This is a genomic window from Kaistella sp. CFF1-2 (assembly GCF_059509915.1).
Genome location: NZ_JCAKLF010000001.1, coordinates 475985 through 495002, shown reverse-complemented (window position 1 = coordinate 495002; position 19018 = coordinate 475985). Strand labels below are relative to the sequence as shown.

General features: G+C 37.1%; 13 protein-coding genes. 7 read left to right on the top strand and 6 right to left on the bottom strand.

What is annotated here, in order from left to right:
* Positions 1 to 2: 2 nt before the first annotated feature.
* The 3 genes from AC5XHR_RS02265 to AC5XHR_RS02255 all read left to right on the top strand — a co-directional run bounded on the left by AC5XHR_RS02265 (position 3) and on the right by AC5XHR_RS02255 (position 3009).
* Positions 3 to 932 carry an NAD-dependent epimerase/dehydratase family protein gene (locus AC5XHR_RS02265; RefSeq protein ID WP_495949155.1) on the top strand — a complete coding sequence of 310 codons (930 nt, stop codon included), beginning with the start codon at positions 3 to 5 and terminating at the stop codon, positions 930 to 932.
* 69 nt (positions 933 to 1001) lie between these two features.
* Positions 1002 to 1913, top strand: coding sequence for a helix-turn-helix domain-containing protein (locus AC5XHR_RS02260; RefSeq protein WP_495949154.1), 912 nt, complete (start codon positions 1002 to 1004; stop codon positions 1911 to 1913).
* A 115-nt stretch (positions 1914 to 2028) separates the two neighbouring features.
* Entirely contained in the window at positions 2029 to 3009 is a 981-nt protein-coding gene (locus AC5XHR_RS02255; RefSeq protein ID WP_495949153.1) for an alpha/beta hydrolase, read from the top strand.
* A gap of 70 nt (positions 3010 to 3079) precedes the next feature.
* Here the strand turns inward: AC5XHR_RS02255 and AC5XHR_RS02250 are convergent, their stop codons facing one another.
* Positions 3080 to 3517 carry a carboxymuconolactone decarboxylase family protein gene (locus tag AC5XHR_RS02250; protein WP_495949152.1) on the bottom strand — a complete coding sequence of 146 codons (438 nt, stop codon included), beginning with the start codon at positions 3515 to 3517 and terminating at the stop codon, positions 3080 to 3082.
* 169 nt (positions 3518 to 3686) lie between these two features.
* Between AC5XHR_RS02250 and AC5XHR_RS02245 the strand changes: the two genes are divergently transcribed.
* Positions 3687 to 5717: a TonB-dependent receptor gene (locus AC5XHR_RS02245; protein ID WP_495949151.1), complete on the top strand. Its 2031-nt coding sequence runs from the start codon at positions 3687 to 3689 to the stop codon at positions 5715 to 5717.
* Between the two features lie 142 nt (positions 5718 to 5859).
* Here AC5XHR_RS02245 and AC5XHR_RS02240 read toward each other — a convergent pair whose 3' ends face one another.
* The gene (locus tag AC5XHR_RS02240; RefSeq protein WP_495949150.1) at positions 5860 to 6555 is read right to left on the bottom strand and encodes a DUF1826 domain-containing protein; all 696 of its coding nucleotides are present in this window, start codon (positions 6553 to 6555) and stop codon (positions 5860 to 5862) included.
* Between the two features lie 213 nt (positions 6556 to 6768).
* Between AC5XHR_RS02240 and AC5XHR_RS02235 the strand changes: the two genes are divergently transcribed.
* Positions 6769 to 8745 (top strand): heavy metal translocating P-type ATPase, encoded by a 1977-nt coding sequence (locus tag AC5XHR_RS02235; protein ID WP_495949149.1) that lies wholly within the window; start codon positions 6769 to 6771, stop codon positions 8743 to 8745.
* A 41-nt stretch (positions 8746 to 8786) separates the two neighbouring features.
* Here AC5XHR_RS02235 and AC5XHR_RS02230 read toward each other — a convergent pair whose 3' ends face one another.
* Positions 8787 to 9740, bottom strand: a complete 954-nt coding sequence (locus AC5XHR_RS02230; RefSeq protein WP_495949148.1) for a Dyp-type peroxidase — start codon at positions 9738 to 9740, stop codon at positions 8787 to 8789.
* Between the two features lie 33 nt (positions 9741 to 9773).
* A complete protein-coding gene (locus tag AC5XHR_RS02225; protein WP_495949147.1) occupies positions 9774 to 11888 on the bottom strand; it encodes a type IA DNA topoisomerase in 2115 nt (704 codons plus the stop codon).
* A 221-nt stretch (positions 11889 to 12109) separates the two neighbouring features.
* Here AC5XHR_RS02225 and AC5XHR_RS02220 point away from each other — a divergent pair, with 221 nt between their 5' ends.
* The gene (locus AC5XHR_RS02220) at positions 12110 to 13129 is read left to right on the top strand and encodes a M28 family metallopeptidase (RefSeq protein ID WP_495949146.1); all 1020 of its coding nucleotides are present in this window, start codon (positions 12110 to 12112) and stop codon (positions 13127 to 13129) included.
* Positions 13130 to 13247: 118 nt separating this feature from the next.
* Here AC5XHR_RS02220 and AC5XHR_RS02215 read toward each other — a convergent pair whose 3' ends face one another.
* Positions 13248 to 13652: a hypothetical protein gene (locus tag AC5XHR_RS02215; RefSeq protein ID WP_495949145.1), complete on the bottom strand. Its 405-nt coding sequence runs from the start codon at positions 13650 to 13652 to the stop codon at positions 13248 to 13250.
* Between the two features lie 390 nt (positions 13653 to 14042).
* Entirely contained in the window at positions 14043 to 16844 is a 2802-nt protein-coding gene (gene uvrA / locus AC5XHR_RS02210; protein ID WP_495949144.1) for an excinuclease ABC subunit UvrA, read from the bottom strand.
* Between the two features lie 371 nt (positions 16845 to 17215).
* Here uvrA and AC5XHR_RS02205 point away from each other — a divergent pair, with 371 nt between their 5' ends.
* Positions 17216 to 19018 (top strand): TonB-dependent receptor plug domain-containing protein, encoded by a 1803-nt coding sequence (locus AC5XHR_RS02205; RefSeq protein ID WP_495949143.1) that lies wholly within the window; start codon positions 17216 to 17218, stop codon positions 19016 to 19018.

The window sequence follows — 19018 nt, the reverse complement described above, 5'->3', positions numbered from 1 at the left end:
ATATGCAAACAATATTAGGCGCAAACGGACAAATCGGAGAAGAACTCGCACGAGAATTAAAGCGAAACTATACTGCTGATATCAGGATTGTTAGTCGAAAACCGACGAAAGTCAATGATACGGATGAAGTTTTTGCTGCCGATTTATCAGTCAAAGATCAGGCTATTGAAGCGGTAAAAGGTAGCGAAATTGCCTATTTCACATTGGGACTTCCCATGAATTCAGAAATGTGGGAAGAGCAATTTCCTCTGATTTTAAAAAACGTTATTGAAGCATGTAAAATCAACAATACAAAATTGGTTTTCTTCGATAACACCTATATGTATCCACAAGATGGACGAGTTTTAACCGAAGAAACGGCTTTCATACCTTACGGTAGAAAGGCGAAAGTTCGACAAAAAATGGCTGAAATGGTTTTGAAAGAAATAAAGTCTGGAGATCTAACGGCGGTTGTTTGTCGCGCCCCAGAATTTTACGGTCCTGCAAAAACGCAAAGTATCACCAACACTTTTATATTCGACAATATAAAAGCAGGGAAAAAATTGAAAGTTCCTTTAAGCGATTCTAAAAAGCGAAGTCTGATTTGGACGCCCGATGCAAGCCGTGCAACTGCTCTGATTGGGAATACACTCGATACTTTTGGGCAAACTTGGCATTTACCTGTCGACGAAAGTCGGCCTACTTACAAAGAATTTATCGCTTTAGCTTCGCAAGTTTTTAATGAAAAATTAAGGTATTCTGTCATTCTAAAGTTTGTTTTTAGAATTGGCGCTTTGTTCAATAAACAGGCAAAAGAATTGTTAGAATTGTTGCCTCGGTATGCGCATGACAATATTTTTAATGATTCAAAATTTAGAAAACGTTTTCCTGATTTTAAAGTAACGAGTTATCTAGAGGGAATGGCGGAAATTAAAAATCAAATGTTAAAATAGTATTAAACAATTCATTTACACGAAATTCCCTAATCAATAAATTGTAATTTTAAATGTACAAAATAACGCATGAAAGCACCATTTAAGATAAATTCTATAACTACACTTCATAGTCTTTTGAACTTGAAGAAACCTTCTAATCCGTTGATTAGCGTGTTCGATTTGGGTGAAATTTCCGTGACGCCAGACAATATTACAGCTCCATTTACATCGGATCTTTATTTTATTGCACTGAAAAAAGATTGTGCAGGCGGAATTCAAAAATATGGGCAAAGTCAGTATGATTTTGAGGAAGGAATGATGTATTTCTTTGCGCCGCAGCAGGTTTTGCAATTTAATGAAATTGTTTTGGCGAGTCTTAAAGGCTTTGTTTTGGCGGTTCATCCCGATTTTTTCCAAGGTTATCCGTTGGCTTCCGAAATTAGAAACTACGGTTATTTCTCGTACACAAGCAACGAAGCTTTGTTTTTTTCTGATAAAGAAGAGAAATTTTTGATGGACATTGTGGAAAATATGAAACAAGAAATCGACACCAATATGGATGGTTTTACGCAAGATTTGTTGGTGTCCAATCTAGAATTATTGCTAAAATATTGTGACCGCTTCTACAATCGTCAGTTTATCACTCGTAAAAAAGTTAACAATGATTTACTTTCGAGGCTTGAAACGCTTTTGGATAAGTATTTTCAACAGGATCAACTGCTTTTGCATGGCATTCCAACGGTGCAATTTATTGCGAACGAATTGAATTTAAGTCCAAATTATTTAAGCGACATGCTTCGCGTTCATACAGGTCAAACGACGCAACAGCACATACAAAATAGGATGATTGAAAAAGCAAAAGAATTGCTTTCAACTACGGACAAATCGGTTTCGGAAATTGCGTACGATTTAGGTTTCGAACATCCACAATCCTTCCATCGATTGTTCAAAAATAGAACTGCTGTTTCGCCTTTGGAATTCCGACAATCGTTTAGTTAAAATCTGAAATTTTATTAAAATCTTCTAAAATTAAATAAAATGAAACTTTTTTGAATAATGGAGATTTAGACTACGAAATAAGAAAATCAATTTTAAATTTAAAAAAAACAAAATTATGTCACAAAATGTAAAAGCGGAAAACGATCCGCAAATCTTAGCAGGAATAAGAGAATTTTTAAAAGGATTGAATAACAGCGGTGGCGATCCATTGGAAACAATGACACCAGAAGCAGCACGCCAGGTGCTTGTAGATGCGCAAAACTCGGTTCAGTTTGATTATTCGGACATTGTAGAAACCGAAAGAGAAATCACGCAAGATGGAATCACGGTGAACATCCACATCGTAAAACCAGCGAATAAAACCAATGAGAAATTGCCTGTATTTATCTTTACACATGGCGGTGGTTGGGTTTTAGGAGATTATCCTACACACAGAAGATTGGTAAGAGATCTAGTGGTAAATAGTGGTGCAGCAGCAGTTTTCACAGACTACACACCATCACCAGAAGCGCAATATCCAGTTGCGATTAATCAAATTTACGCAGCAACAAAATGGGTTTCCGAAAACGGTGATGAAATCGGTGTTGACGGTAAAAATATGGCTGCCGCGGGAAATAGCGTTGGCGGAAATATGACAGCAGTACTTTGTTTGATGGCGAAAGACAAAGGCGGTCCAGAAATTAAATTGCAACTATTGTTGTGGCCAGTTACCGATGCCGATTTCACAAGAGAATCTTGGTCAAAATATGCAGAAGGTAGATTCCTGACAGCGCCTTTGATGAAATGGATGTGGGACAATTATCTTCCAGATCTTGAAAAACGTAAAGAATATTACGCAACACCTTTCAATGCGCCTGCTGAAAAACTAAAAGGACTTCCACCAGCATTGGTGATGATTGCAGAAAATGATATTTTGGCAGATGAAGGTTTGGCTTATGCACGTAGATTAGACGAAGCGGGCGTACCAACGACTATTCAGGTTTTCAATGGGTTTATCCACGATTACGGATTGCTAAATCCTTTAGACCACGTTGAAGCAGTACATTTCTCATCAGAATTGGCGGCACTTGGCTTAAAGAAAGCTTTATTTAAATAGAGATTTTTCAATACTAAAAGAGCTGATCTATTCGTGTAAATCAGCTTTTTTATGTGTATTGTTGTGAATTTTAATTCACTTGCATATGCGTACTAATAGCGATTCGGTTCCATGCGTTGATGGTGACAATCGCCATAATGATTTTCGCAATTGTGTTTTCGTCAAATTGCGTTTTTGCCTTTTGATAGACCTCTTCTGATAATCCGCCTTGCGCAATTAAGGTGATATCTTCCGTCATGGCAAGTATAATTTGTTCTTCTTCGGTAAACAAAGTTGTTTCGCGCCAAGCGTTCAATAAGAAGATTCTTTGAGCAGTTTCGCCCTGTTTTAAAGCATCTGCGGTATGCATGTTAATACAAAATGCACAACCATTGATCTGCGAAGCTCTAATTTTGATTAGTTCAATGTGGGTTTTGGATAGTCCAGAATTCTGAATATAATTTTCTAATCCAAACATGGCTTGATAGGCTTTTGGCTCTAATTTTTGAATGTTAATTCGCTCACTCATCACTTTAAATTTTCAACAAAGATAAATAGGCATATTTTAATTTGTACAGGATATTTTTACTTATTGAAAAAAATAGCTAATTTTTAAATCTGATTTTTGGGTGATCTCTTTTGTGAAAGCTAAAGCCGCGATCTTTCGTACCTTTGAGTTCTATTTTTACTGCAAGTAAATGAGCAAAATATGCATTTTTCTTTCTCTATTCAGTTTTACGTTTTCCTTTGGGCAGGAAGAAGATTCTATAACCTCGATTTCAGAAGTAAAGATTGATGCCTATAAAAAGCCGACGAAGTTAATTTCGTCAACAAAATCGGTTTCCGTTGTTTCACAAAATTTGATGAGCCAGAATGCACCGGAGCGAATGTTGGAAGCAATTAACCATACTTCGGGAACGAGAATGGAAGAACGCTCGCCGGGAAGTTATCGGATTTCGGTTCGGGGAAGCACCTTGCGATCGCCATTTGGAGTTCGTAATGTGAAAGTCTATTTGGATGACTTTATCCTGTCTGATGCTTCTGGAAATACGTATTTCAATACCATTTCCCCTCAATTAATCCACAACATGGAAATTTTTAAAGGTCCTGAAAGTGGGGATTATGGCGCTTTGACGGGTGGAACCGTTCTTTTGAAAACGAGAAACAGAGAGAGTCAAAACGCAAACCTGTCGATAGGGAGTTATGGAACGTTTTCTGAATCGTTCGACTTTGCAAAACAGATGAATAAACACTTTATTCAAATTTTTCAAAATTATTATCAAACAGATTCTTATCGAGAACAGTCAAAGCTTAAGCGAAAGCAAGTATTTCTAAAAGATCAATTTCACTATTCTCAAAAAGGAATTTTAAAAGCGATGCTCTTGTATTCGGATTTAGATTATCAAACGCCAGGTGGACTCACGTGGGAACAAAAACAAGCGAATCCAAAGCAGGCGAGACCCGCAACTGCTGTGCTTCCAAGCGCGAAAGAACAAAATGCAGGAATTCGAAATAAAATGGTGTTGCTAGGATTTTCCAATGACTATAATTTGAATCAGCATCTATCTCATTTTGCATTAATACAAGGGTCTTATGTTGACTTTGAAAATCCATTTATCTCCAATTTCGAAAATAGGTTTGAAAAGTCGCTGTCTTGGCGTACTCATTTTAATTATGAAAAAGAATTGGGGATGATTAGCTTGGCGTACCGATTGGGTTACGAAGGAGGGTTAACTAATTTTTTAGTAAAAAATTACGATAACAATAGAGGTGTAGAGGGGAATCCTCAAAATTTTGATCAACTAAAAAATACATCCGGATTTTACTTTATTTCTCAAAAGTTGAATGTGAATTCTCGTTTGTTTACGGATATTTCTTTAAGTTTAAATTATACATCCTACGATTGGAAGCGCATCTATCCAAATTCGGAAAATGGAAAAGTCCACTTTAAAAATCAATGGCTTCCTAATTTTGGTGCTACTTATTTACTAGGAAAAGGATTTTCATTGCGAGGAAAAATAGGAAAAGGAAATTCAGCGCCTACGAACGAAGAAATTCGATCTTCTACTCAGGAAATTAACAAAAATCTAGCTCCAGAATACGGTTGGAACGCCGAATTAGGTTTTAGAAAACAACTCGGATATGCGATATATATTGAGGGAAGCTATTTCGGTTTTCGCTTAAATGACGCCATTGTTAGAAGGCAAAATGAGGCTGGACAAGAATATTTTGTGAATGCTGGCGGAACCATTCAAAAAGGAGTGGAGATCACCGTTGAGTCTCGAAATTTTAACCTAGAAAATGAAGTTTTTAATGCAATTAAATTTAGATTTTCGGGAAGTTTTTACAAGTTTACGTTAAAGAATTTTCAACAAAATGATACAGATTTTTCAGGAAATGAAGTCACGGGCGTCCCTAAATCTACGATAAGTAGTTTGGTGAATCTTCGATTTTTTAAAAGTATTTCTGTTGACTATTCCCATTTTTATACCTCGAAAATGCCCTTAAACGACGCAAATACTGTATGGTCAACCTCCAGCCTTATCGGAAATATTCAAGTCAGATTTCCACTAAAAATTGATCAATCAACACTCAATTTCTACCTTCAAATTCAAAATCTATATAATGCGGATTATGTTTTAGGGTATGACTTTAACGCGTTTGGGAATCGCTACTATAACCCAGCTTCAAAACGAAATTGGTCGTTAGGAGCCTCTATTCTCTTCTAATTTTTAACGGCTATAACAGCATACAAGTTTCCCTTGATTGCTACTATTTTTTGTGACTTCTAAGCTAGGTTGTAGTATAGATGAAGTATACAAAATACATATCGGGTATTATTTGAAACAAAAGAAAAAAATGCGATTGTCCTTAACAAATCAATAACAAACGATATTCACCATCGTTTTCGATTGGCGCACGATGAACGCAAGGCAGCACTTGTTGGTTTGGATGATCTACTGCAAGACGCCAAAGTAATCCCGTTCCCAGATTGATCGGGGTTGCGTCGGATTTAGCTTGATAATGCAAATCAAAAAAACATTCTTTGAGAAAGCTTTCAAATTCATCTTCAGAACCATCAAATAAATCTTTGAGTTGATTTCGGATTTCTGGAATTTGAATTTTCTGAATAGCTTCATCATTAGGCAAAATATCACTAGAAGCGCCACAATAAGTACACAAAAAAGTGTCCGTTGCAATAGGCGAACGATCTACATGATAAGAGTAAACATCCGTGGAGATAAAGTCAAATTCATCATCGCGATCATAACATTTTAGTAAATTAAGTGTGGGTAAAGCACCAAAATCACTCAATAATTGCAAGTCTTGAAGGATAATTGCTTTCGCTTTTTGTCCATTTTCAGTGAGTTCTAAAGCGTTTAAATCATCGATGCTCACTTCGGTAATATTTTCTTTTAGCTGAAGCTTAGCGACGATTTCCTGAAAATCACCCTCTAAATTTCGGTTCCAAAAACTAGCGTTGATTTCTCCTCGAAATGGAGTGCTTACAAGCGCATCAAAAGAAGAAACTTCTCGTATTTGTTTATGTTTTGGAATTGAAGTCATATAAATTGAAATAATAAAGTCAGGAAAACAAGCCAATTCTTTTTTCCAAAGCGATATGCAAAAATAACCAATTTAAGCAGGATATTTAACTTATATAGCCTTTAGATTATAAAACACTTTGAATTTCCTTTATAAGATAAAACCCATAAAAAATGGGTATTTTTGATTGAAATAGAGAAGGAAATACTCGATTCATAAATTTAGTATCTGATTATGGGAAAACATTGTTGCGAAACCGACGAACCGAAAACACATCAACATACAGCTGAGGAAGGGCATTCTGATCATGATGGCCACTCGCATGGTGAGGCACCAACGACCAAGGAAGGTGTTTTCAAAATGTTTTTGCCAGCCATCATTTCTTTTGTCATCTTAATGACCGGTTTAGCTTTTGATTATCTTCTGAAGCCAGAGTGGTTTCAAGGTTGGGTTCGTGTCATTTGGTATGCAATTGCCTATATTCCTGTAGGGTTACCCGTTCTGAAAGAAGCGTGGGAAAGTATCACCAAAGGAGATGTTTTTTCTGAATTTTTCCTGATGGGAATAGCGACCATAGGTGCTTTTGCAATTGGTGAATACCCCGAAGGAGTTGCGGTGATGCTTTTTTATTCGGTTGGCGAAGCGTTTCAAGACTTGGCCGTTTCTAGAGCTCAAGGTAATATTAAATCCTTACTGGATCAGCGACCTGATGAGGTTACTATTGTGGAAAACAATCAGCCCCAAACACTCAAAGCAATTGAAGCTAAAATAGGCCACATAATCCAATTAAAACCAGGCGAAAAATTGGCTTTAGATGGGGAGTTGATTTCGGAATCGTCCTCCTTTAATACGGCCGCTTTAACGGGCGAAAGTAAGCCTGATACCAAGGTGAAAGGGGACGTTGTTTTGGCGGGAATGATTAATTTAAATTCGATTTCTCAAGTTAAAGTAACCACGCCTTATGAAGATAGTAAGCTGAGTAAAATTTTGGAATTGGTTCAGAATGCGACTTCGCAAAAAGCTCCAACAGAATTATTTATCCGAAAATTTGCTCGTATTTACACGCCTATCGTAGTTTTCTTAGCATTGGGCATCTGTTTTTTGCCTTATTTTTTTGTAGCTGATTACGAATTTAAAACGTGGCTTTATCGCGCACTGATCTTTCTGGTGATTTCATGTCCTTGTGCGTTAGTAATTTCAATTCCATTGGGGTATTTTGGAGGAATAGGCGCTGCGAGTAAAAACGGAATTTTATTAAAAGGCAGTAATTTTCTAGATAAAATAGCAGAAATTCAAAATGTGGTTATGGATAAAACGGGAACCATGACTGAAGGGGTATTTCAGGTTCAAGAAGTTCATATTCAACCAGGATTTAATCAAGAGGAAATTTTAAAGAAAGTCAACGCTCTTGAGAATTTGAGTACGCATCCCGTCGCGACCGCCATTCATCAGCACGTTGGTGCAGTTGATGAATCAATACTATTGGAAAACTCAGAAGAGATTGCGGGGCACGGACTTCGAGCTATGGTGGAAGGAAAAGAGCTTTTGGTAGGGAATTTTAAATTGATGGATCGGTTTTCCATTCGCTACGATTTTGATCATTCCAATATTGTTTCAACAGTTATTGCAATTGCATATGGAGGTCAATTTGCGGGATACCTTACAATTGCTGATAAAATTAAAGAGGATGCAAAACAGACGGTGGATAAACTACACGCGTTGAAAGTAAAAGCCACCATGTTAAGCGGTGATAAAAGTACGGTGGTGAACCATGTTGCCCAAGAATTGGGAATTGATACCGCTTTTGGCGATTTACTTCCGGAGGACAAAGTCAACAAGGTAAAGGAGATAAAATCTAAAAATGAATCTGTTGCTTTTGTGGGAGATGGGGTGAACGATGCTCCAGTTGTGGCTTTAAGTGACGTAGGAATTGCGATGGGTGGTTTGGGAAGTGATGCAACGATTGAGACGGCAGATATTGTCATTCAAGATGATAAACCATCGAAAATCCCGATGGCAATAAAAATTGGCAAAGAAACCAAGAAAATTGTATGGCAGAATATTATTCTCGCGTTCGTTGTCAAAGGAATTGTTTTGGCTTTGGGAGCGGGTGGTGTAGCAACCATGTGGGAAGCTGTTTTTGCTGATGTTGGCGTTGCTTTTTTAGCGATACTCAATGCAATCCGCATTCAAAAAATGGATTTTAAATAGATAAAAGTCAATGTGTTTTTTATGAATGAATAAAACAGGGATTATCCTGAAAAATCATCCAGCATATCCAAACTTGGTGCGAAAAATAAAGTTCCTGTTTTGGCTGTACTGAAATCTAAAATACGATCGTAATTTCCTAGAGGATCGCCAATAAACATGTTCGTTAGCATTTTCTCTACCGTGGAAAAGGTGCTCGCATAACAAATGAAATAGGTTCCCATCTCGTTAGTACTGGTGTTTCCAAAAGGCATGTTGTCACGAACGACCTTTAAATCATCACCAACATTGGCTAAAGCACTGTGTGAGTTTTTCGGTTTCTCTTCGTCCGTCATTTCAACATCATGATCTTTGCTTCGTCCAATAACTTTTTCTTGTTCCGACACGGGAAGATTGCGCCACGCAACCAAATCATGCACATATTTTTGAACAAAAACATAGCTTCCACCAGCGTAGGTAGGGTCTTCTTTGTCCACAACCGCAAAATAGGAACGGTCGGCTCCATGTGGATTTTCGGTTCCATCTACAAAACCGAGAATTGAACGACTATCCCAATAACGAAAACCTTGAACTTCTACAATGCAATCGGCAACCTCGGTTAAAAATCCACTAATGGTTGTAGCCAAATCATAAGCAAGGCTTTTTTCATCACATCGAATATGGAAATGCAAATCTCCAGGCGTAGAAACAGCTGTATGTTTTTTACCTTTGATTTCGTCAAAAGGCTTCAATTCTTTAGGAAGTGGCTTTGGAAGGTCTAATTGCAACCAAGCGTCGTAACCAATTCCTAAGACAACACTGGCCTTCGCATCAGGAAAACGATCAGAAATCGAATTGTTGAGATTAAGTACCAAGGCACAAATACGGTGAAAAACAGCTTTTACTTTTGCAGATTTTACATCCGACTTGAATTTCCAAACTAGAAAAAAGGTGTTGTTATTCGGATAGTCGGTAACGTTTTGCGGATTATTGATTGGTTGAGAATTAGGTCTTGGCATCGGTGTTATTTTGATAATAAAAATATCGCTAATTTACGAAATTCGTAAATTAAATAAATCATCCCAAACTAAAATTCCTTCCGAAAGGTTAAACGGATTCTCGGTAAAACCTTTGAGCTTCGAGGTTTTACCTTTTAAAACCAAATCTTGCATCTGCTTTTCCGAAAGTTTTTTTCCGTAAACCACAAAAGGGATTTTGAAACCACAATTTTTAAAATCGGTACATCCATACGCGGTTTTTCCTTTAACTAAAGCCGAATTCTTACATTTTGGACAAGAAGTATCTTCCCAAATAAATTCTGGAGCAATTTTCTTTTCGCGCGGCTTTTTAGTTGGTTCTTCCTTTTTGTTTTCCTCCTGAATACTAATCATTCGCCCTTTTCCACTAATCACTTTTTGGGTAAGGTTGGTCACCATTTGGATGAGTTCGTCTTTAAAATCATTGGCTTCGTATTCGCCTTTTTCAATTTTTCGAAGTTTAAATTCCCATTCTCCGGTAAGTTCTGGACTTTTCAAAAGTTCATCTTCGATGGTATCGATCAACTCAATTCCTGTGGAGGTCGCAAGAAGGTTTTTCTTTTTCTTCTCGATGTATTTTCGTTTGAAAAGGGTCTCAATAATATTCGCTCGGGTAGAAGGTCGTCCAATACCGTTATTTTTCAACATTTCACGAAGTTCTTCGTCTTCCACCTGCTTTCCTGCCGTTTCCATCGCTCGCAGCAAAGTTGCTTCAGTGTATGGTTTTGGAGGTGTTGTTTTTCCTTGATGAATAAACGGTTCGTGTGGACCAGATTCACCAACTTCAAACGCTGGAATATTTTGCTCTTCATCTTTTTCCTTGTCCGAGCTTTCTTTTTTGTCTTTTTCGTACACAAGACGCCAACCAGGTTCTAAAATCTGCTTTCCACTGGCCTTAAAAGGAATGGTTCCAACTTGCGCTTCTACCAACGTATTCGAAATTTTACACTCTGGATAGAAAACAGCAATAAAACGTCGTGCAATTAAATCGTAAACCAATTTTTCTTCCTTGGTTAAATTCTGACCAGGCGGAATTTCAGTAGGAATAATCGCGTGGTGATCGGTGACTTTAGTATCATCAAAAACAGCTTTGGTTTTTGGGATAGGAGCTTCCAATAAAGGGGAAACCAAAGTTTGATAAATTTTCATACTTCGTAAAATTCCTCCAATTTTTGGATGCAAATTCTCAGAAAGGTATGTGGTGTCCACACGTGGATAGGTCACATGCTTTTTTTCGTATAAACTTTGAATATAATTTAGCGTATGTTCTGCGGAGTACCCGTATTTTTTATTGGCTTCAACTTGAAGTCCGGTCAAATCAAACAAACGTGGATTTTTCTCTTTTCCTTCTTTGATTTCGAAACCGACAATTTCAAAAGGATTTTGTTTTAGATAATCCAAACCTTTTTCGGCTCGGTCTATTGTTTTTAGTCGATCGATAGCAGCATTGAAAATCACCTCTCGATACTGCGTTTTCAGTTCCCAATATTCTTCGGATTGAAAAGCGTTAATCTCTTTCTGACGCTGAACCAACATCGCTAAAGTCGGTGTTTGAACGCGTCCAATAGATAAAACAGCTTTGTTAGCACCAAATTTTTTTGTAAAAAGTCGCGTCGCATTGATGCCCAACAACCAATCGCCAATGGCTCGAGCATTACCCGCTAAATACAGATTTTGATAGTTCTCCGCAGGTTTAAGATTTTCAAATCCTTCAATAATGGCATCTTCGGTTAGGGAAGAAATCCACAAGCGTTTCATGGGTTTCTTGTTTTTTGCTTTCTGCAAAACCCAACGCTGAATGAGTTCTCCTTCTTGTCCAGCATCCCCACAGTTAATGACTTCTTCGCAGTCTTCAACTAGTTTTTCAATTACTTCAAATTGCCGTTGAACGCCAGGATTGTCTATGACTTTAATTCCAAAGTTTTTCGGAATAATCGGGAGAAAGATAAGATTCCAAGATTTAAGCTCAGGAGCGTAATCATGGGGTTCTTTCAGGGTGCACAAATGCCCAAACGTCCACGTTACCCAATAGCCGTTTCCTTCCATATAGCCTTGTTTGGAGGTGGTAGCACCTAAAACTTTGGCGATATCTCGGGCAACACTTGGTTTTTCTGCAATACACAACTTCATGAACGGGTTCTTTTTTTGGGACGAACTGCAAATTTCGAGATAATTATTCAGAAGAAAAAATAGAAATGATTTTTCAATATATCTTAAAAAGATTTCACTTTTATTTAGAATTTGAGAATGAAAAAAGATTATTTTTCTCCATGTGTGTTTTTATTTGTAACATTTTTGCTTATTTTCGTGACCTATCACTCGATAGAATTCGATAAAAACAATCACAGTATATGAAGTATTCAAAAATTATCTTGGGAGCTGCTGCTTTTGCGTTGATGCAGAGTTGTGCGGTAAATTATGGTTTAGACGGCTCGGCGTTTAAAAAAACAATTTCAACAATTAAGGCAGACGAGCTTAAGAAAAACTTGTATGTTGTTGCATCCAACGAAATGCAAGGACGTGATACGGGCAGCGAAGGAATGAAAAAAGCAGCGGCCTATATCACTAAATATTATAAAGAAAGAGGAATTGGGCATCCACCAATGATGTCTTCGTATTTCCAGAAAGTTCCTTCAGAATATTTGAAAACAGGAAGAACGACCTTACCAGAATCGGAAAACATCTTAGCATACATCGAGGGTTCTGAACATCCTGATGAGGTGATTGTTATTTCGGCGCACTACGATCATGTGGGAACGAAAAAAGGAGTGGTTTATCCTGGAGCGGATGACGACGGTTCAGGAACGGTTGCGGTAATGGAATTGGCGGAAGCGTTCCAAAGTGCAAAGAAATCGGGTAAAGGACCAAAGCGTTCTATTTTATTCCTTTTGGTAACGGGTGAAGAGCACGGTTTGTTGGGTTCCGATTACTATTCAAAGTTCCCAATTTTTCCATTGGATAAAACGGTTGCCAATTTAAATATCGACATGATTGGTCGTGATGATCCAGAAAATAGAGGGAAAGATTATGTGTATGTTATTGGATCTGAAATGTTGAGCTCAGAATTGAAAAAAATCAATGAGAATGCCAACAAAACAACCGTAAATTTGGAGCTGAATTACAAATACGACGATCCAAAAGATCCAATGCGTTTGTATTACCGTTCGGATCACTACAACTTTGCAAAGAATAATATTCCGGTAGCATTCTATTTTGATGGAATCCACGAGGATTACCACAAACCAACAGATACGCCAGATAAAATTGATTATCCTTTATTGGAAAAAAGAGCGAAGTTGGTTTTTGCAACGGCTTGGGAATTGGCCAATAGAAAAGATCGAATTATCGTTGACGGAAAAAATACCCGTTAATATTCGTTCGTTATCATATAAAAGCAGCTCGAAAGAGCTGCTTTTTTGTTGAAATATATTAAAAAGCATAAAAAAAACCTGATTAAAAAATCAGGTTCTCCTATTTAGAATATGGTTTTTAGTTTCTAGTTGCATTAACCGCAGTCCATGTTTTACCATCTTTTTTGTAAACCATGTTTAGGCTTTTGTTGTCAATTCTAATGAATTCTGCTTCTGTTGCTCCCACACTTACTAACGTGTTGTCGCCTTTTTTCTCAAACTCAACACCTACTAAATCAGGAATTCCGTTAGAGAATGCAAAATTGTATTTTGTTCCACTTGCGATCTTAGTCACAAATACGCTTCCATCATCGGATGAAATGTTTCCAGTTGCTGTTCCTGTGTTGTATGACACTTTTCCTTTGTAAGTTCCTGCGAAGAAATCATTATCTGCTGGATCATCATCACTAGAACACGCTGTAAAAACAACAGCACTCATGGCTAAAACGACTAGGGTTGCCAATACTTTCATCAAATTTTTCATATCAAATATTTTTAAATTCGGTTTTTAAATTCAAGTAAAGTGCCAAAATAGGGAATTGAATTTTTGTAATTTTCCTGAATAGTTTTAGAATTTCAAGTTTAGGCAAAAAAAAGAGCCTACTCTTTAGAAGCAGACTCAGTAGATAAAACATCTCATTTTTTTAGTTATACATCACAAAAAAAGCATAGCCGACAATGCTATGCTTAAATCTTATTCAAGTTTAATTCGTTGATTACTTTTTCAATTTCAAAGGACAGTTTGATATCCATTTCGAATCATTTGTTACTCAAATATAGAAAATAAAATGAAACTTCAAATGAATTAAATGTTAAAATTAACACGTTATCCACAAAAAAATGTGGAAAACCTAGATTTTAAAGTATCTGTACGTTATAATTTTTCGGCAATAAATTTTGCCGTGTGTGATTTCTTATTTTTCACTAAATCTTCCGGTGTTCCTTCAAAAACGACTTCTCCACCGTATTTACCGGCTTCGGGGCCAATATCGATAATCCAATCCGCCGTTTTGATAATATCAGGTTGATGCTCAATAACGAGAACAGAATGGCCCAAATTAATCAAAGCTTGTAAGGATTTCAATAATTTCTGAATATCATGAAAATGCAGTCCTGTAGAAGGTTCATCAAAAATAAATAAGGATTTATCGTTGGTTACTCCTTTCACCAAGAATGAGGCAAGCTTTACTCGCTGCGCTTCTCCACCAGAAAGGGTAGATGAACTTTGTCCAAGTTGCAAATAACCTAAACCAACTTCCTGAAGCGGTTTTAGCTTAGTCACAATTTTTTCTTCTTTGTTATCACTGAAAAACGCAATCGCTTCATCAACCGTCATTTTTAGGATATCAGAAATATTTTTCTCGTCGAATTTTACTTCAAGGATTTCGTTTTTAAAACGCGTTCCGTGGCAGGTTTCGCATTCCAATTCAATATCTGCCATAAACTGCATGGAAACGGTAATAACGCCTTCACCTTTACATTCGTCGCATCGTCCACCATCGACATTGAATGAAAAATGTTTCGGTTTCAAACCTAATAATTTGGCACCCTTTTGTTTGAAAAACAAATCCCGAATATCATCATACGCTTTCAAATAGGTTACAGGATTAGATCGAGATGATTTTCCAATTGGGTTTTGATCTATTAATTCAATATTTTTAATGAGTTTTTTAGGGAACTCAACGCTGTCGTAATCTCCTTTTTTACCACCCATTCCTAACTGAATTTGAATATCGTTGGCAAGGATTTCCTTCATCAAGGTCGATTTTCCGGAGCCTGAAACACCAGAAATAACCACCAAAGACTCTAGTGGAACGTCAATATCAATGTTTTTCAAGTTGTTTTCACGAGCGCCTTTAATGTGAATCCATTCTTTTGGCTTTCGTCTCGATTTCGGAACTTCAATTTCCAATTGTCCCATTAAATATTCAGAAGTAAGCGTGTTGGCTTTTTTCAAATCTTTAAAATCACCTGCAAAAACCAGTTCACCGCCTAAATATCCTGCTTCTGGACCGATATCAATTATGTAATCTGCCGCTCGCATCACGTCTTCATCATGCTCAACAACGATAACGGTATTTCCTAAATCCCGAAGATTTTTTAAGACTTGAATTAAGTTTTCGGTATCACGAGAGTGCAATCCAATAGAAGGTTCGTCCAAAATATAGATAGAACCTACCAACGAACTTCCTAAACTTGTCGCCAAATTAATTCTTTGACTTTCTCCTCCAGAAAGGGTATTGGAGGTTCGGTTCAAAGTGAGGTAGCCTAAACCAACTTTAGTAAGAAACTCCAATCGAGTTTCAATTTCGTACACCAATCGCTTGGCAACGGTAGCTTCGTATTCGTTTAGATTCAAACTTTTAATTAAGGGTAAAAGTTCATCCAAAGGAAGCTCAATCATCGATTGAATGGTGTGTCCATCGATTTTTACCCATTCTGTTTCAGGGCGTAAACGCAAACCTTCACAATCGGGACATAATGTTTTTCCACGATAGCGGGAAAGCATCACTCGATACTGGATTTTATACAAATTTTCCTCCAACATGCGGAAGAAATTATCTATTCCTGGAAAGCTTTTCGATTTATCACCTTTCCATAAAAAGGCTTTTTGCTCTTTATCTAATTGATGATACGGCTTATGAATAGGGAAGTTGCCTGCTTTTTTGATAAAAGAACGTTTCCATTCGCTCATCGAATCGCCTTTCCAAGGTGCAATGGCATCTTCGAAAACCGAAAGTGATTTGTTGGGAACCACCAAATCTTCATCAATTCCGATAACTTTTCCATAGCCTTCGCATGTTGGACAAGCCCCGTAAGGGTTATTAAAACTAAAGAAATGAACATTCGGTTCTAAGAATTCAATGCCATCCATTTCGAATTTATTCGAAAATTCTTTGACATCACCCGTATCCGAATTTTTCAACGAACAATAGCCATGACCTTCATAGAATGCCATTTGTACAGAGTCTGCCAAACGCTGAAGGAAGTTTTCATCTTCTTCGTAGGAGAAACGGTCAATCACCAATTGGATATCCATTTCTTTCGTCGGTACAAAACCAAAACTCTCCAAATCTTCAATTCCAGCGATATTTCCATTAACTTCCAAACGAGTAAAACCTGAAACTTTTAGCGTATTCAAGTTTTCTTGAAAGGAATCAATTTCAAATTCTAAAGGTGTTCGAAGGATGAAAACAGTATTTTTTGGTGCTGCTTGAATAAAATCAATAACATCTGAAACAGAATCTTTTTTTACTTCTTCTCCAGAAACCGGCGAAAAAGTACGGCCAATACGAGCGTAAAGAAGTTTTAGATAGTCGTAAACTTCGGTGGATGTTCCTACCGTTGATCGTGGATTAGACGAGATTACTTTCTGTTGAATGGCAATTGAAGGCGCTAGACCTTTAATGTCATCTACTTTTGGTTTTTCTAATTTTCCTAAAAACTGACGCGCATACGAACTTAAACTTTCCACATAACGACGTTGACCTTCAGCATAAATGGTGTCAAAAGCTAGGGAAGATTTTCCACTTCCTGAGACACCAGTAATCACCACCAATTTATTTTTCGGAATGAGCACATCAATATGTTTTAAATTATTGAGGTGCGCATTTTTTACGAAAATTTGTTTTTTTATATCGACTTGATTTTCAGTAACCATAGGTTGATTTCTCATTAAATAAAGAATAGAGCAAACCGAAATTTGCCATCTGCAAAAATACGGAAATTCCATCAGATTACATAAGAAGTAGAAGAAGCATCTTGTTAAAATGAAACTTATTTTTTAATATTGTGCTATTAAATGCCGTAATAAAATGAGAAATTTTTTCAGAAGTTTTGTTACACATTTGATGAGAAGAAAATAAACAATTTCTTAGGGGTTCCATTGGAGCCTCTTTTTTTATGCATTGAATAATTTCTAGAAAAAAGCATTCTTTTTACGATTTTTTTATATACATTTGCGCCGAAATAATCTGTACATATCCTTTAAATAGCTACTTCTTAAATGATTTATCTGTCTAAATGGAATTGAAAAATAGTTAAAAAATGAATCGAAAAAATTGGTTTGCCCTATTCGTTCTTTCTGCGGTTTCCATCCATGCGCAAGTAGAGAATGACATAGAACAGGTACTGCTTCACGGTAAGTTTATCAAGACGGAATACCGTAATGCCATTGAAAACATCAAAGTTATTAGTCAAGAAGAAATTGCAAAATCACCAGCGCAAAGTATTGATGAGCTTTTACAGCAATTTACTGGAATGGACATTCGTAGGAGAGGTGCACAAGGGGTACAAAGTGATATCTCACTTCGTGGTGGTTCTTTTGAGCAGGTATTAATCCTCATCAATGGAATCCGAATGAATGATGCACAAACAGGACATAATTCTCTTCATATTCCCGTTGATTTGGCTTCTGTGGAGCGAATTGAATTGATTAAAGGCCCTACAGCAAGACGTTTCGGCTTTAGTGCTTATACGGGAGCGATTAATATTATCACCAAAACGTCGGCACAAGAGCAAGCGCGAATTGGGGTTGAAGTAGGCGATTACAAGACCTATTCTATGGGTTTAACGTCAACTTTTGGTTCGGATAAATTACAGCATTTGTTGCAAGTGAATCGTGGAGCATCAGATGGTTATCGTCATAATACAGATTATCAAATTCAAAATGTTTTTTACCAAAACCAATACAAAATCAACAACGGAAAGTTAGGTTTTCAAGTAGGTTTTTCTGAGAAAGAATTTGGTGCGAATGGTTTCTACGCTTCGCCAAAAGCAACGGAACAATATGAAGAAACACAGGCATCGATTGTGGGAATTACCTATGAACAACGTCTGAATAATTGGGATGTAAATGCGAATGTGTACTGGCGTCGCGGTCAGGATTTTTATCTGTACGACCGTCATAAACCCGAAATCTACCGAAATATGCACATTGGAAACAATGTTGGTGGGGAAGTGAACGCGAGTTATCATTCCAAACTAGGGATTACCGGTTTGGGTGTGGAAGTGAGAAAAGAGTTTTTAGAGTCTAATAATCTTGGAAAGCGTGATCGATTCGGTACGCAAGTGTTTTTTGAACATCATTTTTCTGCATTGCAAAACAAATTGAAAATTTCACCAGGTGTTTCTTGGGCCAAATACGATATTGGTGGCGATTACTTCTATCCTGGTTTGGATGTGGGCTATCAAATCAACACTCACCATCAGTTTTACGGAAATATTGGAAAAGTACATCGAATTCCATCGTTTACGGACTTGTATTATGTGAGTAAAACCGAAGAAGGAAATCCGAATTTACAAGCAGAGAAAGCCTTGTCAGCAGAAGTTGGATACCGTTATCAACGAGAAAATTTCACATTTAAAACCAGCGTTTTCACTCGAAATACGGATAATGCAATTGATTGGATTAAAGAAACCGAAAATAGCGTTTGGAAAGCTCAAAATATAGCAAAAGTAGATACTAAAGGTGCTGAAGTGGAAGTGGAAAAAGCGTTTCCAACATTTTTGAATTCTCGATTTAATGTGAGTTATACGTATTTGGATACGAAATTGGATATGGGAAATTTGATTTCTAAATCCGTTGCAGAAAACTTAAGACATCAGTTTATCGCAAAAGCAGATTTGGAGTTGTTTAAAAACTTCAATCAACAGCTTTCATACCGCTATTTGGAGCGTGTAACAACAGGAAGTTACCATCTTTTGGATGCCAAGTGGAAGTATCAATACCGAAATTTTGATTGGTCGCTTTCAATTAACAACCTAACGAATACAAAATATACCGAAGCCTTCGGTGTGCCAATGCCGGGACGCTGGTTCCATGTGGGAATTGGCTATACGATTCGTTAA

Coding starts and splice junctions, on each gene's coding strand:
- AC5XHR_RS02265 (WP_495949155.1), top strand. CDS start 3: ATGCAAACAATATTAGGCGCAAACGGACAAATCGGAGAAGAACTCGCA.
- AC5XHR_RS02260 (WP_495949154.1), top strand. CDS start 1,002: ATGAAAGCACCATTTAAGATAAATTCTATAACTACACTTCATAGTCTT.
- AC5XHR_RS02255 (WP_495949153.1), top strand. CDS start 2,029: ATGTCACAAAATGTAAAAGCGGAAAACGATCCGCAAATCTTAGCAGGA.
- AC5XHR_RS02250 (WP_495949152.1), bottom strand. CDS start 3,517: ATGAGTGAGCGAATTAACATTCAAAAATTAGAGCCAAAAGCCTATCAA.
- AC5XHR_RS02245 (WP_495949151.1), top strand. CDS start 3,687: ATGAGCAAAATATGCATTTTTCTTTCTCTATTCAGTTTTACGTTTTCC.
- AC5XHR_RS02240 (WP_495949150.1), bottom strand. CDS start 6,555: ATGACTTCAATTCCAAAACATAAACAAATACGAGAAGTTTCTTCTTTT.
- AC5XHR_RS02235 (WP_495949149.1), top strand. CDS start 6,769: ATGGGAAAACATTGTTGCGAAACCGACGAACCGAAAACACATCAACAT.
- AC5XHR_RS02230 (WP_495949148.1), bottom strand. CDS start 9,740: ATGCCAAGACCTAATTCTCAACCAATCAATAATCCGCAAAACGTTACC.
- AC5XHR_RS02225 (WP_495949147.1), bottom strand. CDS start 11,888: ATGAAGTTGTGTATTGCAGAAAAACCAAGTGTTGCCCGAGATATCGCC.
- AC5XHR_RS02220 (WP_495949146.1), top strand. CDS start 12,110: ATGAAGTATTCAAAAATTATCTTGGGAGCTGCTGCTTTTGCGTTGATG.
- AC5XHR_RS02215 (WP_495949145.1), bottom strand. CDS start 13,652: ATGAAAAATTTGATGAAAGTATTGGCAACCCTAGTCGTTTTAGCCATG.
- uvrA (WP_495949144.1), bottom strand. CDS start 16,844: ATGAGAAATCAACCTATGGTTACTGAAAATCAAGTCGATATAAAAAAA.
- AC5XHR_RS02205 (WP_495949143.1), top strand. CDS start 17,216: ATGAATCGAAAAAATTGGTTTGCCCTATTCGTTCTTTCTGCGGTTTCC.